This is a genomic window from Companilactobacillus jidongensis (assembly GCF_003946575.1).
In the GTDB taxonomy this organism is placed as follows: Bacteria; Bacillota; Bacilli; order Lactobacillales; family Lactobacillaceae; genus Companilactobacillus; species Companilactobacillus jidongensis.
On record NZ_RHOP01000009.1, the window covers coordinates 63,410 to 81,415 of the forward strand.

At 35.9% G+C, this 18,006-nt stretch carries 12 protein-coding genes; 3 read left to right on the forward strand and 9 right to left on the reverse strand.

Going from position 1 to position 18,006, the window contains the following annotated elements:
- Positions 1-128 precede the first annotated feature (128 nt).
- Both EKM68_RS07265 and EKM68_RS07270 read left to right on the forward strand, forming a co-directional pair.
- A complete protein-coding gene (locus tag EKM68_RS07265) occupies positions 129-2,108 on the forward strand; it encodes a glycosyltransferase family 2 protein (RefSeq protein ID WP_225422977.1) in 1,980 nt (659 codons plus the stop codon).
- Positions 2,109-2,127: 19 nt separating this feature from the next.
- Entirely contained in the window at positions 2,128-3,981 is a 1,854-nt protein-coding gene (locus EKM68_RS07270) for an ABC transporter permease (RefSeq protein WP_125589308.1), read from the forward strand.
- 169 nt (positions 3,982-4,150) lie between these two features.
- On the opposite strand, the gene EKM68_RS07275 is transcribed toward EKM68_RS07270, so the two are convergent.
- Positions 4,151-6,247 (reverse strand): ATP-dependent Clp protease ATP-binding subunit, encoded by a 2,097-nt coding sequence (locus EKM68_RS07275; protein WP_125589310.1) that lies wholly within the window; start codon positions 6,245-6,247, stop codon positions 4,151-4,153.
- A 17-nt stretch (positions 6,248-6,264) separates the two neighbouring features.
- On the reverse strand, positions 6,265-6,486 hold the full coding sequence (locus EKM68_RS07280) for a transcriptional regulator (protein ID WP_125565439.1): 222 nt from the start codon (positions 6,484-6,486) through the stop codon (positions 6,265-6,267).
- A gap of 143 nt (positions 6,487-6,629) precedes the next feature.
- Between EKM68_RS07280 and EKM68_RS07285 the strand changes: the two genes are divergently transcribed.
- Complete coding sequence (locus EKM68_RS07285) at positions 6,630-8,339, forward strand: DUF6792 domain-containing protein (RefSeq protein WP_125589312.1); 1,710 nt, start codon at positions 6,630-6,632, stop codon at positions 8,337-8,339.
- Positions 8,340-8,372: 33 nt separating this feature from the next.
- Here EKM68_RS07285 and EKM68_RS07290 read toward each other — a convergent pair whose 3' ends face one another.
- From EKM68_RS07290 to EKM68_RS07320, 7 genes are all read right to left on the reverse strand, one after another.
- The gene (locus EKM68_RS07290) at positions 8,373-9,224 is read right to left on the reverse strand and encodes a lysophospholipid acyltransferase family protein (RefSeq protein ID WP_125589314.1); all 852 of its coding nucleotides are present in this window, start codon (positions 9,222-9,224) and stop codon (positions 8,373-8,375) included.
- A complete protein-coding gene (locus EKM68_RS07295) occupies positions 9,221-10,177 on the reverse strand; it encodes a glycosyltransferase family 8 protein (protein WP_125589316.1) in 957 nt (318 codons plus the stop codon). The genes EKM68_RS07290 and EKM68_RS07295 overlap by 4 nt, the downstream gene beginning before the upstream one ends.
- Before the next feature lie 14 nt (positions 10,178-10,191).
- Positions 10,192-11,013 (reverse strand): glycosyltransferase, encoded by an 822-nt coding sequence (locus tag EKM68_RS07300; RefSeq protein WP_125589318.1) that lies wholly within the window; start codon positions 11,011-11,013, stop codon positions 10,192-10,194.
- Positions 11,014-11,015: 2 nt separating this feature from the next.
- A complete protein-coding gene (locus EKM68_RS07305) occupies positions 11,016-11,786 on the reverse strand; it encodes a lysophospholipid acyltransferase family protein (RefSeq protein WP_125589320.1) in 771 nt (256 codons plus the stop codon).
- 114 nt (positions 11,787-11,900) lie between these two features.
- The gene (locus EKM68_RS07310; protein WP_125589322.1) at positions 11,901-12,512 is read right to left on the reverse strand and encodes a TetR/AcrR family transcriptional regulator; all 612 of its coding nucleotides are present in this window, start codon (positions 12,510-12,512) and stop codon (positions 11,901-11,903) included.
- Positions 12,513-12,522: 10 nt separating this feature from the next.
- The gene (locus EKM68_RS07315) at positions 12,523-13,914 is read right to left on the reverse strand and encodes an Nramp family divalent metal transporter (protein ID WP_125589324.1); all 1,392 of its coding nucleotides are present in this window, start codon (positions 13,912-13,914) and stop codon (positions 12,523-12,525) included.
- A gap of 278 nt (positions 13,915-14,192) precedes the next feature.
- Positions 14,193-17,885, reverse strand: coding sequence for a beta strand repeat-containing protein (locus tag EKM68_RS07320; RefSeq protein ID WP_164509386.1), 3,693 nt, complete (start codon positions 17,883-17,885; stop codon positions 14,193-14,195).
- Between the last annotated feature and the right edge of the window lie 121 nt (positions 17,886-18,006).

Sequence of the window (18,006 nt, forward strand, 5' to 3'; positions counted from 1 at the left end):
TAGTAATCTAGTAAAACCCGAACATTATACACTTACATCTAAGATATTTAAGTTTTCCATTTTACTATTTCAATTTAGCGTTATTATTGAAATATAAGTTTTTTAATAAAGAAAAGTGGGCAGATTGAATGAGGATTTCAACCAAGAAAAAAATTATTTATATTTTGGCAATCGTATTATCGGTAATTTATTTGTTGTGGCGTGTATTCTTTACCATTCCTTGGCATGCTCATATTTTTACACTTATCTTTGCCTTACTACTGGTTGGTAGTGAATTGATCTCTAATTTTACTGCTTATGTTCTGATAATCTTTCGTATCATGCAGTCCAAAAAAAATCATAGTCTAGAAATCCCAAAATTCGATTTAACTCAGCCTATTCCAGATATTGATATATTAATTGTGACCCATAACGAAGATGTCGACTTACTGAGGAAAACCGTCAATGCAGCTACGTTCATGAGGTATCCTGATAAGAAAAAAGTCCACATTGTCATTTGTGACGATGGCTGTAGAGATGAAGTAAAAAAATTAGCTGATGAATATCGTGTTAACTACGTCAAAATGGAAAACAATAAAAAAGCTAAGGCTGGAAATATCAATCATGCTTTGGAACAATTGAGTTCACCATTGTTTGCCATCTTTGATACCGATATGATTCCATTCTCGAGCTTCTTATATAGTAGCGTTCCCTTCTTTACTAATAATTGGGTAAATTTAAAAGATGATCCGGACCACACAAAAGCTCTGGGATTTGTACAGACACCACAAAGTTTTTACAATGCTGATATTTTTCAATTCAACCTATTCGCCGAAAATTATGTTGCTAACGAACAAGATTTCTTCTCACGTGACGTCAACGTTCTCAATGGTTACAACCAGACCGCTCTGTTCACTGGTTCTAATGCCGTCTTCTTGCGCAAATCTGTCGATCAAGTTGGCGGATTCCCAACTGACACTATCACTGAAGACTTCGAGCTAGGAACACAGATCAATATGGAAGGATATACTAGTATTGCCACAACACAGCCAGTCAGCAGTGGTATTACACCGGTCGACGTCAAGGGTGTAATTAAGCAACGTACACGCTGGGCTCGGGGAGTTATTCAAAGTTGTCGTAACCTACATATCTTCACCAATCCTAATCTGTCCCTGTCGAACCGTATCATCTTGATCAATACTTATTTATATTGGTGGACCTTTACTCGTCGCTTAATTTATATCATAGCGCCATTATTGTATGCACTATTCAAAGTTCAAGTCGTTAATGCTAATTTTTGGATTTTAATGATCATCTGGGCTCCAGGATACTTTCTATTACATTATGTCCTAGGTGATGCTTCCAGTAAGATTCGTAACGAACGTTGGGGTGAAATTCAAGAAACATTTTTCGCACCATATTTGTTCATTCCGGTCTTCTTGGAAACAATCGGTATTAAAGCGAAAAAATTCAAAGTCACTGAAAAAAACGTTACTTTCTCATTTAAAGATCGACTATATATTTTGCCGTATCTCTTCCTATGGTTACTAACACTCTGGGCAATCATTAAGTTTAATTATGGTAAATGGGGTTCGGAAATCATTGTCGGAAGTGTTATTACTTTTTGGCTGGTTACTCACTTCATCAACTTAAGCTTTTGTCTTTTTGTATCTATGAAGCGAAATATTTATCGTAAAAGTGAACGTTTCTTGCGTGAAGCTACAGGAAAAATTCAATTGCCTGGTGAGACAGAACCAACCGCTGAATTCAAAACTCGTGATGTTTCCGAAGGTGGATTTTCATTTGAATTTAATGATCCTTCTATCAAATTAAAACAAAATGAAGAATTCAGTGGCATCCTGTATCACGATAAATTTTCGATCAACTTTACCAGTCGTGTCGTTCGTGTAGTTGAACAGGAACCAACCTGGTATGCCGTCACTATTAAGATTGACAGTGTAGCAGGACAAAATCACTACTTGGAATTGATTCACGATGGCGATAATGCCCTATTGCCAAAAATGCAAGATAACTGGATCACGCCACTTGATGAATTACATTTGAATGCTGTCATGCATATGAAATCGATCGAACGTACTTTATCCAAAGTTATCCGTAATAACTCTTAAAATATAGGAGTAAAGCAAATTGTCTGTATTCGGTTTTATAATTTTTATTATTGCCCAAATGGGTTATGCCGGAGGTCTTCGAGAATTCGGTATAAATAAGCATTTGTCCTGGATAACTGGAATGATCGTTCAAACATTGTTTCTGTACGTCTTTGCGATGCTCAAATTACTACCGTTTGCGCTAACTGCGGTGGTAATTTTTGGTGTCCTGATTGAAGCAATTAGAATAGTTTTATTACTACTTCATAAAGGGCGTACTAAATTTGAAGAAATGCATTATTTCGATGTTTGGATGTTAGTCATTGGTATCATCTTAGGCAAAACTCTAGCAAACAGCCCGCTACTCCATTATGACAACTACTCTCACTGGGCCCTGATCGTCAAATTTTTACTGTTCCAGGGTCATCTGCCTACCGCCACTGACTCACTGATCTCATTCACATCTTATCCACCTGCGACTGCACTATTCATTACTCAGTTCGTTCACTGGGTCGGATTCAGTGATGGCGCCATGTTGGTAGCTCAATTTCTACTCATTTGGGCAAGCTTTTATGCGATATTCTCTGTTTTGAGAGATCGCACTAGAGCATTAAATGCCTTCATCTTGTGCTTCATTATTTCAATTACGAACGTTTTTAATATTGCCATTCGAATGAACAACTTATTGGTAGACTTTGTTTTGCCAGTTGTAACGGCCGCTGGAATTGCCGGTATCTATACTTATCGTAAAAAATGGAAAATTGCCTGTTTCATTGCATTTGTCTTCAGTGCTGAATTACTGCTGATCAAAAACTCTGGTGCTATGTACGTTGTCATGACTGGTTTTTATCTTTGGTACACCTTAATGAAGAATACCAAAGGTAATTTGTTCGAACGTATCGGCAAAAGTTCGCTCTTATCTATTCCAACCATGGTGCTAGGTTATCTTCCATTCTTCTGGTGGAACTTACACGTTAAATCGACTTTTGCTGCTGTATCAAAACATCAAATCAGTTCACAAGCATACAAGCATCAATTATCCAACGAAGGTACAACCGTTATTCTAAAAATTGGTCGCAAGTTTATTCACGAAATCACGAGCACAAATTCTTTATCGACCAAGGGAGTCATTCTGATCAATATCGGTCTGATCGTTGCATGGTTGATAATTCGTATTTTTCTTGATAAGAAAACCAATCTATTTGCGACACTAGTTGCCTTAGATTTGAGTTTTGTTGCCTATTACATCAGTGTCTTTGCTATGTATATTGTTTCAATGCCCTACGCTGAGGCTATCAAGCTGGATGGCTGTGAACGTTATTTATCTAGCATGGTCATCTTGAACTTGCTTCTAGGCTCTATGGCATTAGTGGTAGCCATGGATCGAGCATATTTCGAACAAGATATTTCCAAGCGTTCATTACGTTCCTTCTATTCGATCATCACTAAGAATATGTATCAAATCATGGCATTAGTCTTGATGATTTTTTCAGTTATCATGATGTTCTCCGAGATCAACGGTATCGAATATAATGACACTTTGGGTAAAGAAGAATTACCCGTTCAGATGAAAAACCTTGCTTCACAGACAACCAAAATGAATCATACCAAAATTCTATTAGTCGATCCTCACGTCGTTGACGCTGACGATTACTACGCCGGATATGTCGGCAGATATTACTTCTTCTCGGACAAAGTTATTGGTCAGGAAAATTTCACTATGTCTAAAGAACAGTTCAAGGCTACAGTTAATGGCTATAAGTACGTTGTCATTCCTGAGTGGCACCGAACTTTTACCGTTATGACGCAAAGAGTCTATCATCAACACTTAAAAGTGGGAATCTTCAAAGTTACACCCAACAAATTAGTTAGAGTTAAAAATATTAAAGTATAAAAAATGGGGCTGTGGCATAACTATAAAATTACTCAAATTTGCAGTTTAAACGCGTAAAAAAACACAACTTCCTCCATCTAACTACAAAAAATCCCGTATTTACTATGTAAATACGGGATTTTTTGTAGTTATACTCAGAAGCTAAACGTGTTTTTTCACGCTCTTATTTTTATCCTTTAGTGATTTTAATTGTGCCATCTACTAAGTCAGCTTTGAGATTCTTAACATCCAAGTTGTCCAGGTAGAATTCAGCAACCTTATCTCTGATCTGTTGTTCGATGACCCGACGAAGTGGTCTTGCACCCATTGCTTCATCGTAACCTTCATCAATCAACCATTCCTTAGCTTCAGGAGTTACTTCAAGTGTAATACTCTTCTTAGCTAAGTTCTTACTTACATCATTTAATAACAAATCAACGATTTGATTCAAATCGGCTTTTGATAGATGAGTAAACTCAACGATGCCGTTGAATCTATTCAAAAATTCTGGACGGAAGTATGGTGCTAATTTGTCCATTAGTTTTTCATCTTTATTACTCTCGTCACCGAATCCGGCATTAGATGTGGCAATAATAATTGTATTCTTGAAGTCAACAACATTGCCTTGTCCATCAGTCAAACGACCGTCATCCATAACTTGCAATAACAATGTCAAAACTTGTGGATTTGCTTTTTCGATTTCATCTAACAAAACAATTGAGTATGGATTACGTCTTACTCGTTCTGTCAAAGTATTACCGTTATCCTCGTAACCAACATATCCTGCAGATGTACCTATCAACTTGGATACAGCAGTTAAATCAGAATACTCACTCATATCCAAACGAACAATGGCATCCTTACTGCCGAACATATCACTTGCTAATTGTTTTACCAATTCTGTCTTACCAACACCAGTTGGACCAACAAATAGGAAACTACCGATTGGACGATTACCTTCATCAAAACCAGCACGGTTACGACGAATAGCACGTACAACCATATCAACGGCCTCATCTTGACCAATTACATGACCTTTGAGACGTTTGCCCATTTCCTTTAGTCTCTCGATATCACTAGCACCCATTTGTGAAACAGGTACACCAGTTAATCTTTGAACTGATGCGGCAATGTCATTAACAGTCGCAATTGGTTCAGTTTCACTAGACTTGTCGTCATTTAATTTAGCATTCAAGTCTTCTATTTTCTTCTTCAAGTCAGCAGCTTTTTCGAAATCTTCTTTTTTAGCAGCTTCAGCCTTTTGCGTTTCGGCCTCCTTCAAGGATTTCTCCAAACTAACTTTGTCAGTTACCGGATTCTTAGCAGCCAAGTGAGCAGCCGTCATATCGATCAAGTCGATTGCTTTATCAGGGAGTGATCTTTGTGGAATATATTGAACTGAATAATCCACAGCAGCTTTCAAAACATCATCAGGCAACTTAACGTTGTGGTGATCTTCGTAAGCTTTGCGCAATCCTTTTAAGATCGCTACTGTAGCATCTTTACTTGGTTCATTGATTGTTACATCATTGAATCTTCTAGCCAAAGCAGCATCTTTCATGATCGTATTACGATACTCATCTTGAGTAGTAGCACCGATAATTGAAATTTCACCACGACTCAAAGCTGGCTTGATAATATCTGACAAACCTTTGCTACCAGCATCTCCGCCAGCGGCACCAGTACCAATGATTTGGTGAATCTCATCGAAGAATAGAACTACATTACCAGCTTTTTTAACTTCCTTAAGCAAGTTCTGAATATTCTCTTCAAATGAACCACGGTATTGAGTACCCGCTTCAAGCGAAGATACATCAACAGAAATGATCTGCTTATCTTTGATGGCTGCAGGAACGTCCCCCTTAACGATTGCTTGTGCTAATCCTTCAATAACCGCAGTCTTACCGACACCAGCGTCACCAACTAAAATCGGATTATTCTTAGTACGACGACTTAAAATCTCAGCCGTCTCTTGAATTTCTTTATCACGCCCAATAACGGGGTCAAGTAAACCGTCACGAGCCTCTTGTGTTAAATTACGTCCGATCTTGTCTAATAACTTACCATTACTTCCAGAATCAGCTTGTTGCGATTCCTCACTGACAGGAACTTGCTTGCCAGCTGTACGCATTTCTTGATATCTAGCCAATTCTTCAGGTGTTAATTCATGGCCGTTGACATAATACTTCGTGCCATTACCGTTATTGTTCTCACCCATTAATCTGTTGAAAATATCATCCATATCGTTGTTTGAAAATAAATCGTCATCCCAAAATGATCTTGCCATAAATAATTACCTCTCTCTCATTTTAGATAATGCAATTCCAAGTCACGTAGAACGCGCCACATTTCAATATCTTGTGCTTTGGCTAAGGCCTCAATATCGCGCAGATTGAGTGGCGTTGCGGAAGATTGTTCCTTATTAAAGGACTTATGCAGAGTGGTATAACCGTATCCACTCTTCTTCGCTATGAAGTAAATCGTTAAATGCTTATCCTCTAAATAAGTCTTAATGTCTATTTCCATATCTCCAACCTCCACAAGTACATTATAGCACATCTGTGATATAATACAAGTGTGAAGTACCACATGTGTGCTATGTTTTGTAATAATTATACTTTCATATCATTATTTTGGTACACTGAGTATAGAAGACTCGAGGTGATTTTATGAAAGAGCTACTCAAATCTTTAGACAGATTGAACAAGATTTATGAACAATTTGACCTGTTAAACTTTCGAGCACATAAGGCCATGCCATTGACCTTCAACAAAAAAGATAGCAAGGAATTACTACGCCAAAATAAGCGTATGTACTTCAGCTACTCTTATTTGAACAAGGAAAAAACCAGACTTACCAACTTGATATTATCCCAAACGGTAAATCTCAAAGATCCACTTTTTAAACAAAAAAGAATGCTTCATCCTGAACTAATCGACAAAGCACTCAAATTAAAAAATATTGACGAATCTCATGCCAAAGAAATGGAAGACATTCCCAATCGTAATCGTAAGATCAATAAGTTGAAGCGCTTGATAGCTATGATTCAAGATGAAAGTATTGGCTTATGTCAGGGCTATTTAACACAAATGAAAGTTTTGATCTATCAAAACAAAATGCACGTCTTCGAAGAACGAACTGAGAAATATCAACCTAAGGAATTATTGAATGATTTAGACTTCAGAACTAGAATCATGCAGTTTGATTACGATCGTTATATGTTCGAAGAATTCACTCCCGAAAGTTTCTTAGATTATTTGATTTTTGAAAAAATCCATCGTCACGCTACGTATATTCGTTCCTATGATGCCAGAGTTCTAATTCCTGAAGCCGATGTCTGTGGATTTTCAGGTATCGCATATGAAATCGAAGTAGACGGCATCCGTGAATGTTACGTCACCTTTAAGGGAACAGAAGCTGATATGGATTATACTGAAAGTTCACGACGTAAACGTTTGGACAAGTTTCTACTTGAGGGATATAAAGACTGGAATTATAACGTCAATGCCATTCTAATCGGTAATGACACTGAGAATCGGCAAATGTTAGTTGCGCGTGATTTTATCCGTTATCTTCAGAGTAATATTCAAGATAATTGTTCACTATATGGCTTAGGTCACTCTCTCGGTGGTCATTTTGTGCAGACCTTACAACTAACTGACGATTGTTTTAGCGGTGGTTACACGCTTAATTCCGCGCCAATAAATCTTAAGCAGGTTCAGATCATTGACCCTGAACTATTTGATTCAGCTACTTGGAATAAACTATTCGAGTTGACCGAAGATAAGACCAATGGCAACATTCGTAATAAGGAAATTAAAAAACTTTTGCCAAGAGAATATCCCGAGATAATCAACCAAAGTTTTCAACAAGATTTGACTCAGGTATTCTACGAAATTCCTTATACTATTTGGATCGGACACAAGTGGGAATACAATCTTAATACTTGGAAATATCCATTTAGAAGTCATTTAGCTTCATATTTGAATGCCGGTGAGATCCACTCATATCAACACTTTTTTGAGCAACTTTTTGCTTACCTGCAAGATTCAGAATCTGGCGCACAGTTGATGCGAAGTTCATTAGCGTTCTTACGAGCCCGTGTAAAGATACTTCATGATGATATCGACAAACCGCAGACGACTGAATTCTTCTACGCTTATTCTAATTACTTATTTGAATCAGGAATTTTTCTTGATCATCCACAACAAGTATCTGAAGACTTCAGCAAGTCACAACCGACAATGTGGAAATCATCACGTCGTGAATGGCCCTTCTTGAAGAGCCTCAATATGGACATGCTCGAGCTTTCAGTGTATTTCCATATCATATCCGGAGTTAAATATTTCTTGAATCGTACTCCAAACAAAATTGATTAAAATAAAAGAGCTTATCGATTTTTCGATAGGCTCTTAATTTCTCCAACCAACAATATCAGTATTTTCAAAATTATAATTCAACTCTTCACCATAGGCAGCCTCATAGGCGGCCTTTTTTTGTTGATAATCCTGATTCATCATTTCAATACTGTCATCTCTTATACTTTTTCCTTGTGGATAAATCGGTTTTAATACATGAACTATGTATTGTGTTTTATTGAATTCCTTGTTATCAGGTTTTCCTGTATCGATTATTTCAACAAAGCATGAAATGATGGGTACTTGAAATTTGGCAGCATAATAGTACGCTCCTCGCTTTGGAGGTCTTGGTTTCCGATAATTGAACCACATCTCTTGTTCTGGGTAGATAAGTACTAATTTTTTTTCATTTAACACCTTTTGAAGCATTTTGGGAAACTCTTTGCCGACATAGTCAATATCACTACTAATAGGAATAGTATCGTAAAAATTCATCAAGAATCCAATGAGACCCTTCATACATAGATTAGTATCTTCACTAACAATGAATAGCCTACGTCGACCAGCTTTATGTACCATTGCCCTGATAGCAGTATTTTCTAAAGGATTAAAATGATTGCTTGTAACAATTGCACCAGTCTGTATATTTTTGATGTTTTCCAGTCCAACAATACTGGTATTAATATTCAAAATCGAAGTCATAATATTTGCGATCGTTCTCGATACCAAATTATTTACTCGGTAAAACGGACTATGTAAATCATGTAAATATTTTTGAATAACATCCCGACTTTCATCTTTTGTAAGAACAGGATCATCGATCTCGACCTTATCATTGAATTTTTTGTCATTAATTGCTTGCTTGATATTCTTTATAACCTCAACCTTTGAATTACCAATAATCATAATTCTAAAGCTCGACTTGATTCAATCTTTTTACGGGTTTCACCCGCTTCAACTACTGACAAAGCTTTCTCTAATAAGTAATGAACATTTTTATTATCATTTTGCTTGTCTTCTTCCGAATACAGATCTCTTTCTTGTCGCAATAATACATAATAATTAGAGTTACTTGCGTAATTCCAAAAATATTTTTCATTTTGAATATCACTGTAATGCCATGGTTTGTAAAACAGGCAATAATGGATAATTTGTGGGTTACTATCATCGACTTTTTGAATTGTTGGTGTTGCATTCCAAATCCGCTCAAGAGGCAACACATGTCCAAAAGCCATCAAATTCAAATAATCTTGATCCGCCGCTAACACATCCAATTGATACGTATTCAAGAATTTCAAAAATCTACTTGCAAATTTAATCTCACGAAACTGTGCCAAATCCATTAATAGAACGCCAGAATTAAAGTACTTATTGATAGGTATTCCTAATGCATCCTGCACATACTTAACAGTTTCGGGATTATCAGTTGCAAATGTATCTGGGGCAGCCGCCAATAAATTACCTTGTAAATCAATGTGATAAAAATCAGCAATGTCACAATTTACAACCGTGTCAGCATCTAAATATATTGCCTTATCCAATTCGTCGAACATTTCAGCAATAAATAGTCTGAAATAAATTGTATATGTGAAATAGTCACCACGTAACTTAGTATGTTCAGATCCCATCTTTTCAGTGAAATCTTCATCCATAGATATGAATTCGATTTTTACATTATTTCTGTTTAACTTTGATAATTCTTTGATGCTTCCCTTACTCAATTTTTGATACAAAATTTTTATTCGGTAAATATTATCATCTGATGCATTTTCGATGATTGATTCAATTGACACTGATAAATAAGGAACATATTTGTCGTTGATAGAATAAAAAATTGGAATTTCTTTTAAATTTGTCATGTTTAAAACCTACCTTATAAATTTTCTTTTAGATTCTGATATTGATTTAATATGGAATCATATTCGTACAATCCTAATTTTGAATGCATTTCATCAACTTGCCATGGTTTCACAGTCAGCGTATGTATCCACGGAAACAATCTGAAGCTAGTCGTAAAATGCTGAAAAACTGTATTTTTATGAAGTTTACGTTGCTCATTGAATCTACGACCACAAACTTTTTTAGTTGTCGTTAATTTATTCAGCGACGATTGATCTGGCATGAACATCTTTTCATTGCGGCACATTGTTCGACATTTTCTGAATAATCCAGTTCTCCTGATCATTTCCAAATTCAATAACATTATTCCAGAGTTTAAATAATCAAAGCTGGTAATACAATTATGAAAAAGCCACTTACCGTAATAATCCAACACTCCAGCTACTTCATAACCATTCAGGTTCTGATAATAATAATCACTGAAGTCTTTCCGGCAAATAACATCAGTATCAAGATACAAAATTCTTGCTGGTAACAATGAAACCTGATCGGCATATAGTCGCAACATACATCCTGGAGTGAAAATAGTCTGCATATTAGCTGTTGGCTTATTAGAATCGAACAAATTCGTAATATCAATTTTGTTTATATTATTTTGTTGATTAGATTTTTTTAAAATAGAATCCAAATACTTTATAGTTCTGTCATCAATTGGATAATATTCTTTTTGACTTGTTTTGATATCAGCTGTTAAAACATAAATCTTAAAAGGTCCATTAGTATTTTTTATCAACGATAAAATAGAAATTAACAAACCATCTTTAATATTGCTATCCCCACAATATAAAATATTCAATTTTACCCCTTCTTTTTGTAATGAATGTATTCATACGTACTCAGTTGCGCTCGCTTTTTCATACAATTTCTTATTTCATCACTCAAATATCTTTGCTGTTCTTTTTCAGTTGCCAATTTGGACACGGTAAATGGTCCATCTATGAAAACTGTCTTTTTAGGTTTTTTAAAAAATTTTCTTCGTTGATAGGTCGTTGTCATGCAAAACGATTCAACATTATTCTCAACTGGAAAGTGAAAGGCTGCTTTTGAGAAAGGACGAATATCCGTGTAATATGGCCAAACATGTTGTTCAGGGTAAATCATCAAGAAATTATTATGTTTCAATCGCTTGATTATTTCATTATTAAAATTAGCCATTTGGTGCATCGAATCCGGTATTGGCAATCCTCCGCCATATTTGATGAGCTTACCAATTATTGGAATCCCAAGATTTGCAGGACTAGCAATGACATTAAAACTTGAACGTTTACTTAAAACATTAGGTAACAGAACATCTCCAGTTGGTTGAGTATGATTTCCATACATAATAAATTTCGATTCATTAGTTAACTTTTCGACTCCAACAATTGATATTCGCGTGAACTTGATATAACAAACTGCAATCAGCTTCAAAAAGAATCTGATAAAGAATTCAAATAATTTACCAATCCATGAATTAATCGACCAATCGTAATGATCTGCCACGGAAGCTTCTTGATTCTTACTTTTTATAATGTCATCCGAAAATTCTCGATAATAATTAGTCCTAACGAAATCATTTCTTGAAATCATGATATTGTCCTTTTTATTTTAGTAAGTGTTCAATCACTTTTCGACATTAATATACCATAACCAGAATAAAATACAAATATTTTTCACGAAAAAAGGAAGCCATATTATGACTTCCTACTTAGTAATCAATCTTATAAACAATCTAACCTGTGATACAGTGCGGTTTCTTACCTCTGGTCCGATTGATTTTTTATTTTTTATTAATAATTCTTCGTATATCGAGCGCTGCATTATCGCAACAATTATATCAGTCAAAGACGCTACATCTTCATCTGATATGCGAATTTGATTTTGAATCGATTTTACACTTGCCGTCAAATTCATCTTGATTCGCGTCAATACTTGAGAGATCCACTCAGATTGTTCATTCGATAAAATTGCGCGTTCTCTGATGGTGATCATAAATGATCGATATCCTTCTTCATCTGAGAAAATTTCACAGATTCGATCATACATATCCATAATTTGCTTTTCAAATTCTTCCAAATTATGAACTTCAACAGCGGAACGGACGACACCCTGTTCACGATGAATCATACCTTTTTTGACGATCATATTCAAAATTTGCTTTTTCCCATCTGGAAAGTAGTAATACAAAGAACCGTCAGAAATTCCAACGGCTCGATTTATTTCTCTCGTGGTAGTTGCTTCAAATCCCTTTTCGGCGAATAGATTTTGAGCGGCCTTTAATATTTTTTCTTTTTGAATGTCACTCTTTTTTACCATTTATCCTCCACTATGCTTCCGCAATTGTTTGAACAATCAAGTAAATATTTAATATTATTAAGACAATTGTTGCAAACCAAGCGCAATACTTGACCCACTTCTTATTCTTGAATTGACCCATTATCTTCTCATCACTAGTAAATAGTACTAGTGGAATAATAGCAAATGGCAAGGCAACACTCAAGAATACTTGTGAGAATGTCAGCAGATTCTCAATCTTAGCTTCATTGTCATGATAGTAAAATGCAAAAATCAAAACTGGTGTAACTGACAAAAGTCTTGTTAATAATCGCTGTGCCCACAATGGCATCTTTAATCTAATGAAACCTTCCATGATGATTTGACCAGAAAGTGTTCCCGTGATTGTTGAACTTTGACCTGATGATAACAATGCCACGGCGAACAACATACTCAAAATAGGACTGGCAATAGCACCAACAACTTGCTTATTGCTCAATGCGTTGAACAAATCAACGAAACGTCCTAATTCACTGTTTGTACCATAAAATAATGCAGCTCCTAATATCAAGAGCAAACTGTTTACGATGAAGGCTAAGAATAATTGAATATTTGAATCAATCGTTGAGAACTTGATTGCTTTAGCTATATCCTTCTTATCTTCACGATTAACTTTTCTAGTTTGTGAAATTGATGAACCTAAGTACAAATCATGTGGCATAACTGTGGCACCAACGATACCAAGTGACAGATACAACATACCATTGTTAGTAATAATGCTGCTCTGTGGGAAATATCCGTTAATAATTCCGGTAACGCTTGGCTTTGCCAAAAATACCTCATATAAGAACACTAATAAAATAACTGAAACTAATGTAGCAACGATGGCTTCGATCTTACGAAATCCTAACTTCATCAATAACAGTAAAATCAAAACATCGGCAGCTGTAATCAAAATACCAACTATCAGCGGTATATTGAACAACAGCTTAATCGCAATACCAGAACCAATGATCTCAGCAATATCAGTCGCCATGATCGCCAGTTCAGCGATAATCCAAAGGATTATTCCTCCAGACTTTGAAGTCTTCTCACGAGTTAACTGGGCCAGGTCTTTTCCGGTAACAATACCCAATTTAGCTGCCATCGATTGCAATAACATAGCAATCAAACTTGAGATAAGTACAACTGATAACAGCGTGTACTTATACTGAGCACCACCGGCAATTGACGTGATCCAGTTACCAGGATCCATATATCCAACAGCAATCAAAATACCAGGACCAGTGTAAGTCATCAACGTTCTCCAGAACCCGGCGCCTTCAGGAACTTCAATACTACCGTTGATTTCGTCCAAGCTCTTATTATCTGCAGAACTGGAACTTACGAGTTTGCTACGCTTTGCAGTTGTCTCGTTTGCTTCTACTTCACTACCATCTTTCATAGTAGTACCTCTTTTCTATTGGTTTAGAAATTCGGCGATATATTATCATTTATAACTTATGATGTTATCTCCGTATTTTTCATAGTTATTGAGCACACGATTAAGTCATACAGCACTTATAATTATATTAATAATGAATAATTTGAGCGTGCGCTCAATTAGCCATTGATATAATATCATGCTTTACAGAAAAAAGCATTGGTTTTTTTGTAAAAGCTAAAAATAATTTTATGTTTAATAAAAAATACTGAATCCCATATACGAGATTCAGTACTGTCTTAATCTTTTTTTCGTCTAAATCCAATTACACCTAAAATTGTTAGTAAGAACATCCCTAATTGTGCATACCAAGTAGTAGATTGTTCCCCCGTTTGTGGGAATTGACTACTGTTTGAACTGTCAGTTCCATTAAGATTGTTTTTGCTGGATTCATTTGTGCTTAATACGTTAGTAAAAATACTACCAGTCATATTAGTTGAATTACCTGACACAATAACATTTTCATCTTTATTAATTTTGTCGTTAATAACAGTTGATGAGGCAGTATCGCCAGAAGGATCAACTATAGTGGAAGAACCATTATCCCCTGTTGATCCATTATCAGAATTATTATCTGGTAAAACAGTTGTACCATTACCCGAATTATTATTTGAATCTCCGGTGTTATTTTCGTTATTAGAACCACTGCTTGAGCTTCCACCTGAAGATCTGCGTTTAATAGTCAAAATTGAAGTTGCGGTCTTAATATTCCCAACCGAATCTTTATACGTATATGTAATTGTATAAGTGCCAGGTTTGGAAGTATCTAGATTATCAGGATCTACAACATTACCATTCGAATCAGTCATAACAACACTTAATGTTTTATCTGCTAAATCTGAAGCAACAGAGCTTGTTACATCTTTGCCATTTTCATCAACTAATGACGTAATGTTATCAGCTGGAGACCAAATTGTACCAGTCGTAATAGTTTTATCTGGTGCAACAACATCAATACCAGAAGCAATGACCGTAACAGTTGTGGAACTTGTTACCTTGTTCCCAAGTGAATCAGTATAATCGTAAGTTACCTTGTAAACTCCACTAGGAGTACTACTGCTAATGACATTACCTGTAATAGGTTGACCGTCTGAGTCAGTTATTTTATACGTTAAACTATTATTTTCAAAAGCTTCTGATGCCGTCACGGACGGATCATTAGCATCAGTCAATGTAACTCCTATAGTTGGATCCCAATTAGACATACTTGGACCAGAAACCAGTGTATTCGATGATGCTGTGAGATCAGGAACGGTTATTTGACTATCATCATTGATCACATTGACATTTGCTGTCTGATTAATAGTTTTAAATCCATCGTTATAAGTATACGTAACGGTGTATGTTCCTGGTGTAATAGTATCTACATTATCTATGTATGTTAAAGTATTTCCCAAAACCTGGCTAATGGTTACTTGATTGCCATATGGATCAGTTATTCCAGAAACATTATCGGTCGGTGTCCAATTTTTGCCCACAGCAATGGTCGAATCCTTTGTGGAAATAACACTATCTTGAATAACGTTCAGTTTTGCTGTACCAATATCCGCATGTTCCACACCATTTTGATCAGTATAAGTATACTTGATTGTGTATTGACCTGGTTTAGCAGTATCAATTGCTGAAATTTGTGTGCCATCACTGTTAAAATATGTTTCCGTAATCTTGGCAGTAGATAGGTCAGTAATCGAATCACCATTACTATCAGTCAATGACTTGATATTATCTAGTGGAGTCCAACTTGTGTCACCTTTAGCAATTGTCATAGGTTGAGTCTCTAATTTGCTATCATTATCTGCAATCGTAATTGTTAATGGATCAGAATCAATAGTTTTACCCGTTGTAGGATCTGTATAATGATAAGTTATCGTCTGTGTTCCAGCCTTAGAAGTATCAATACTTGTAATTGGATCACCGTTTGAGTCAGTGGCTGTTAATGATTTAACCCATGCGGTAGCCGGATCTACTGAATTACCATTGCTATCAGTTAATGATGTAACACCATTTGACAAGGGCCAATCTTGTCCTGTTACCAAGTTTGGATTTGAAGTAGCAATGGAAGACTTATCCACATCTTTGACGGTTACCGTTGCTGTAATACTAGCCGTTTTTGCAACCCCAGTATTACCATTAATAAAGGTCTTATTTTTCTGAGCATCAACATAACTATATTTGACTGTATATGTTCCAGCTTTTGTAGGATCAACAGTCGAAATAACTGTCAGAACATTACCCTCAGTATCGGTATATGTATAAGTTCCAGGAGCCGATATAGCAGAACTGCCGCCAGTCATATCACTTATCTTAATTGAATTTCCACCCGGAGCAATGATTGAAACATTAGAATCAGGATTCCAAGTTGAATCACTACTTGCATTAATGGTTGAATCATTTCCCGTTAATTTAGTTTTTATTTCATTAACATAGACATAATAAGTATTACCTGCAACCGCACCTGTGGAACTTGTCTCTAGCTTTGTCGGTCTCAGAACCATTTCATCGGTCAGTGTTCCATCACTAATTGTCATTGAAGGGTACCAATATTTATCTGCTGTAAAATAATGAGTGATATTTGCTGGATTATCAGTTAAATCAGTTCGTTCATAGACAGTCCCATCTTGCCCCGTTACGATTTTTGGATATCCAATCCTAGCATTAATATCATTATCCCAGGCAATGTACGTATCAGTTACATCGACATGAGTGTATGTTAATGTCTTTGCAACACTATTTCCAAGAGAATTAGTATATGAAATACCAACCATATTTTTATCTGGTGCATTAATTCCTAAATCACTTGTAGCAATTGTTTTATATAATGGTTCAGTTGAAAAATTGTCACCGATACCGGCAAATAATACATCAGATTCTGGAACCTCAGCATCTTTTCCGGCATTTATGGTTATTGTGGCAGGGGTAGTATCAATATCTGCTCCAGTTTGAATCGGAAGTAACAGTTTTATACGTTTGGAATCAGTGGTACCTCCTTGATTGACATCAGGATCAGGTACTAATACGTGAGCATCATCATCAGGACGGAAGTAAAATACTTCACGTCCATCAGTAGTATTGTTCAATTGAGATACATTCAAACTGGAAAGCGATATATCTGTTGATGCTTCCTCTCTTACTACGTAGTCATCAGCAGCAGTCTGAAACTCATCCAAATCTCCCGTAACAGATTTTGGTAACACAATATAAAATCCGAATAATGGATCATTTTCTGCCATATGATTTGTACCATATGGTAAAACCGATGCGACAGCTTTAGCATTATAAAGTACATATTTTCCGCTAACTCCGATTTCGAAGTTCGCAAGAACAGGAACATAACTACCGTTATCTTTGGCAGTCGGAGTTGTCGAACTTTGTGTAGAATCAGTACTCTGCATATTTTCAGTATCTGACGAATTCGTATCCCTTGTCTCTATGCTATCAGCTTGTGGATTACTTGCGGCATAGCTTATTGGCTGCTGGTACTTACTATCATATGAACTTTTTTGAACACTAGCATATTCAGATACTGATGAATAGGATCGTGGTGTAGATACTGATGATACGTTATCAGTATCTTTGATATCCGTGACAGTTTCATTGTTACTTTGATTGCTATCGAATACTTCAGAATTATCAGTTGTTACAGATTGATCAGTCAAATCATCTTTGCCTGTAACATCTTTTTGACTTGTCTTTTTATCTAATATATCAGCATTAGTTGTTCCATCTGAACTATTAGTATTTGACTCACTTGTTGTAGGCTCATTATTGGTTGAACTTGCTTCATTGGTGGCAGCATTAACTGGAGTAGTCACAGCTAATCCTGCCACAATTGAGGCAGTTGCAAGTGGAACAGCAAGCCACAATTTGTCTGTTTTATATGGTTTCAGCTTATCGTCAGAATACAATAGTTTACGCCCATTACTTAACTTCATAAATAAAACTCCCATCAAAAGCAAGAATCAAACCATTAGAAAAATTGGTTCTGTACTTTATTAATAAATCGATAATAGCACTCTATTTAAACCTGTTTACGCCCATATATACAAATTGTAT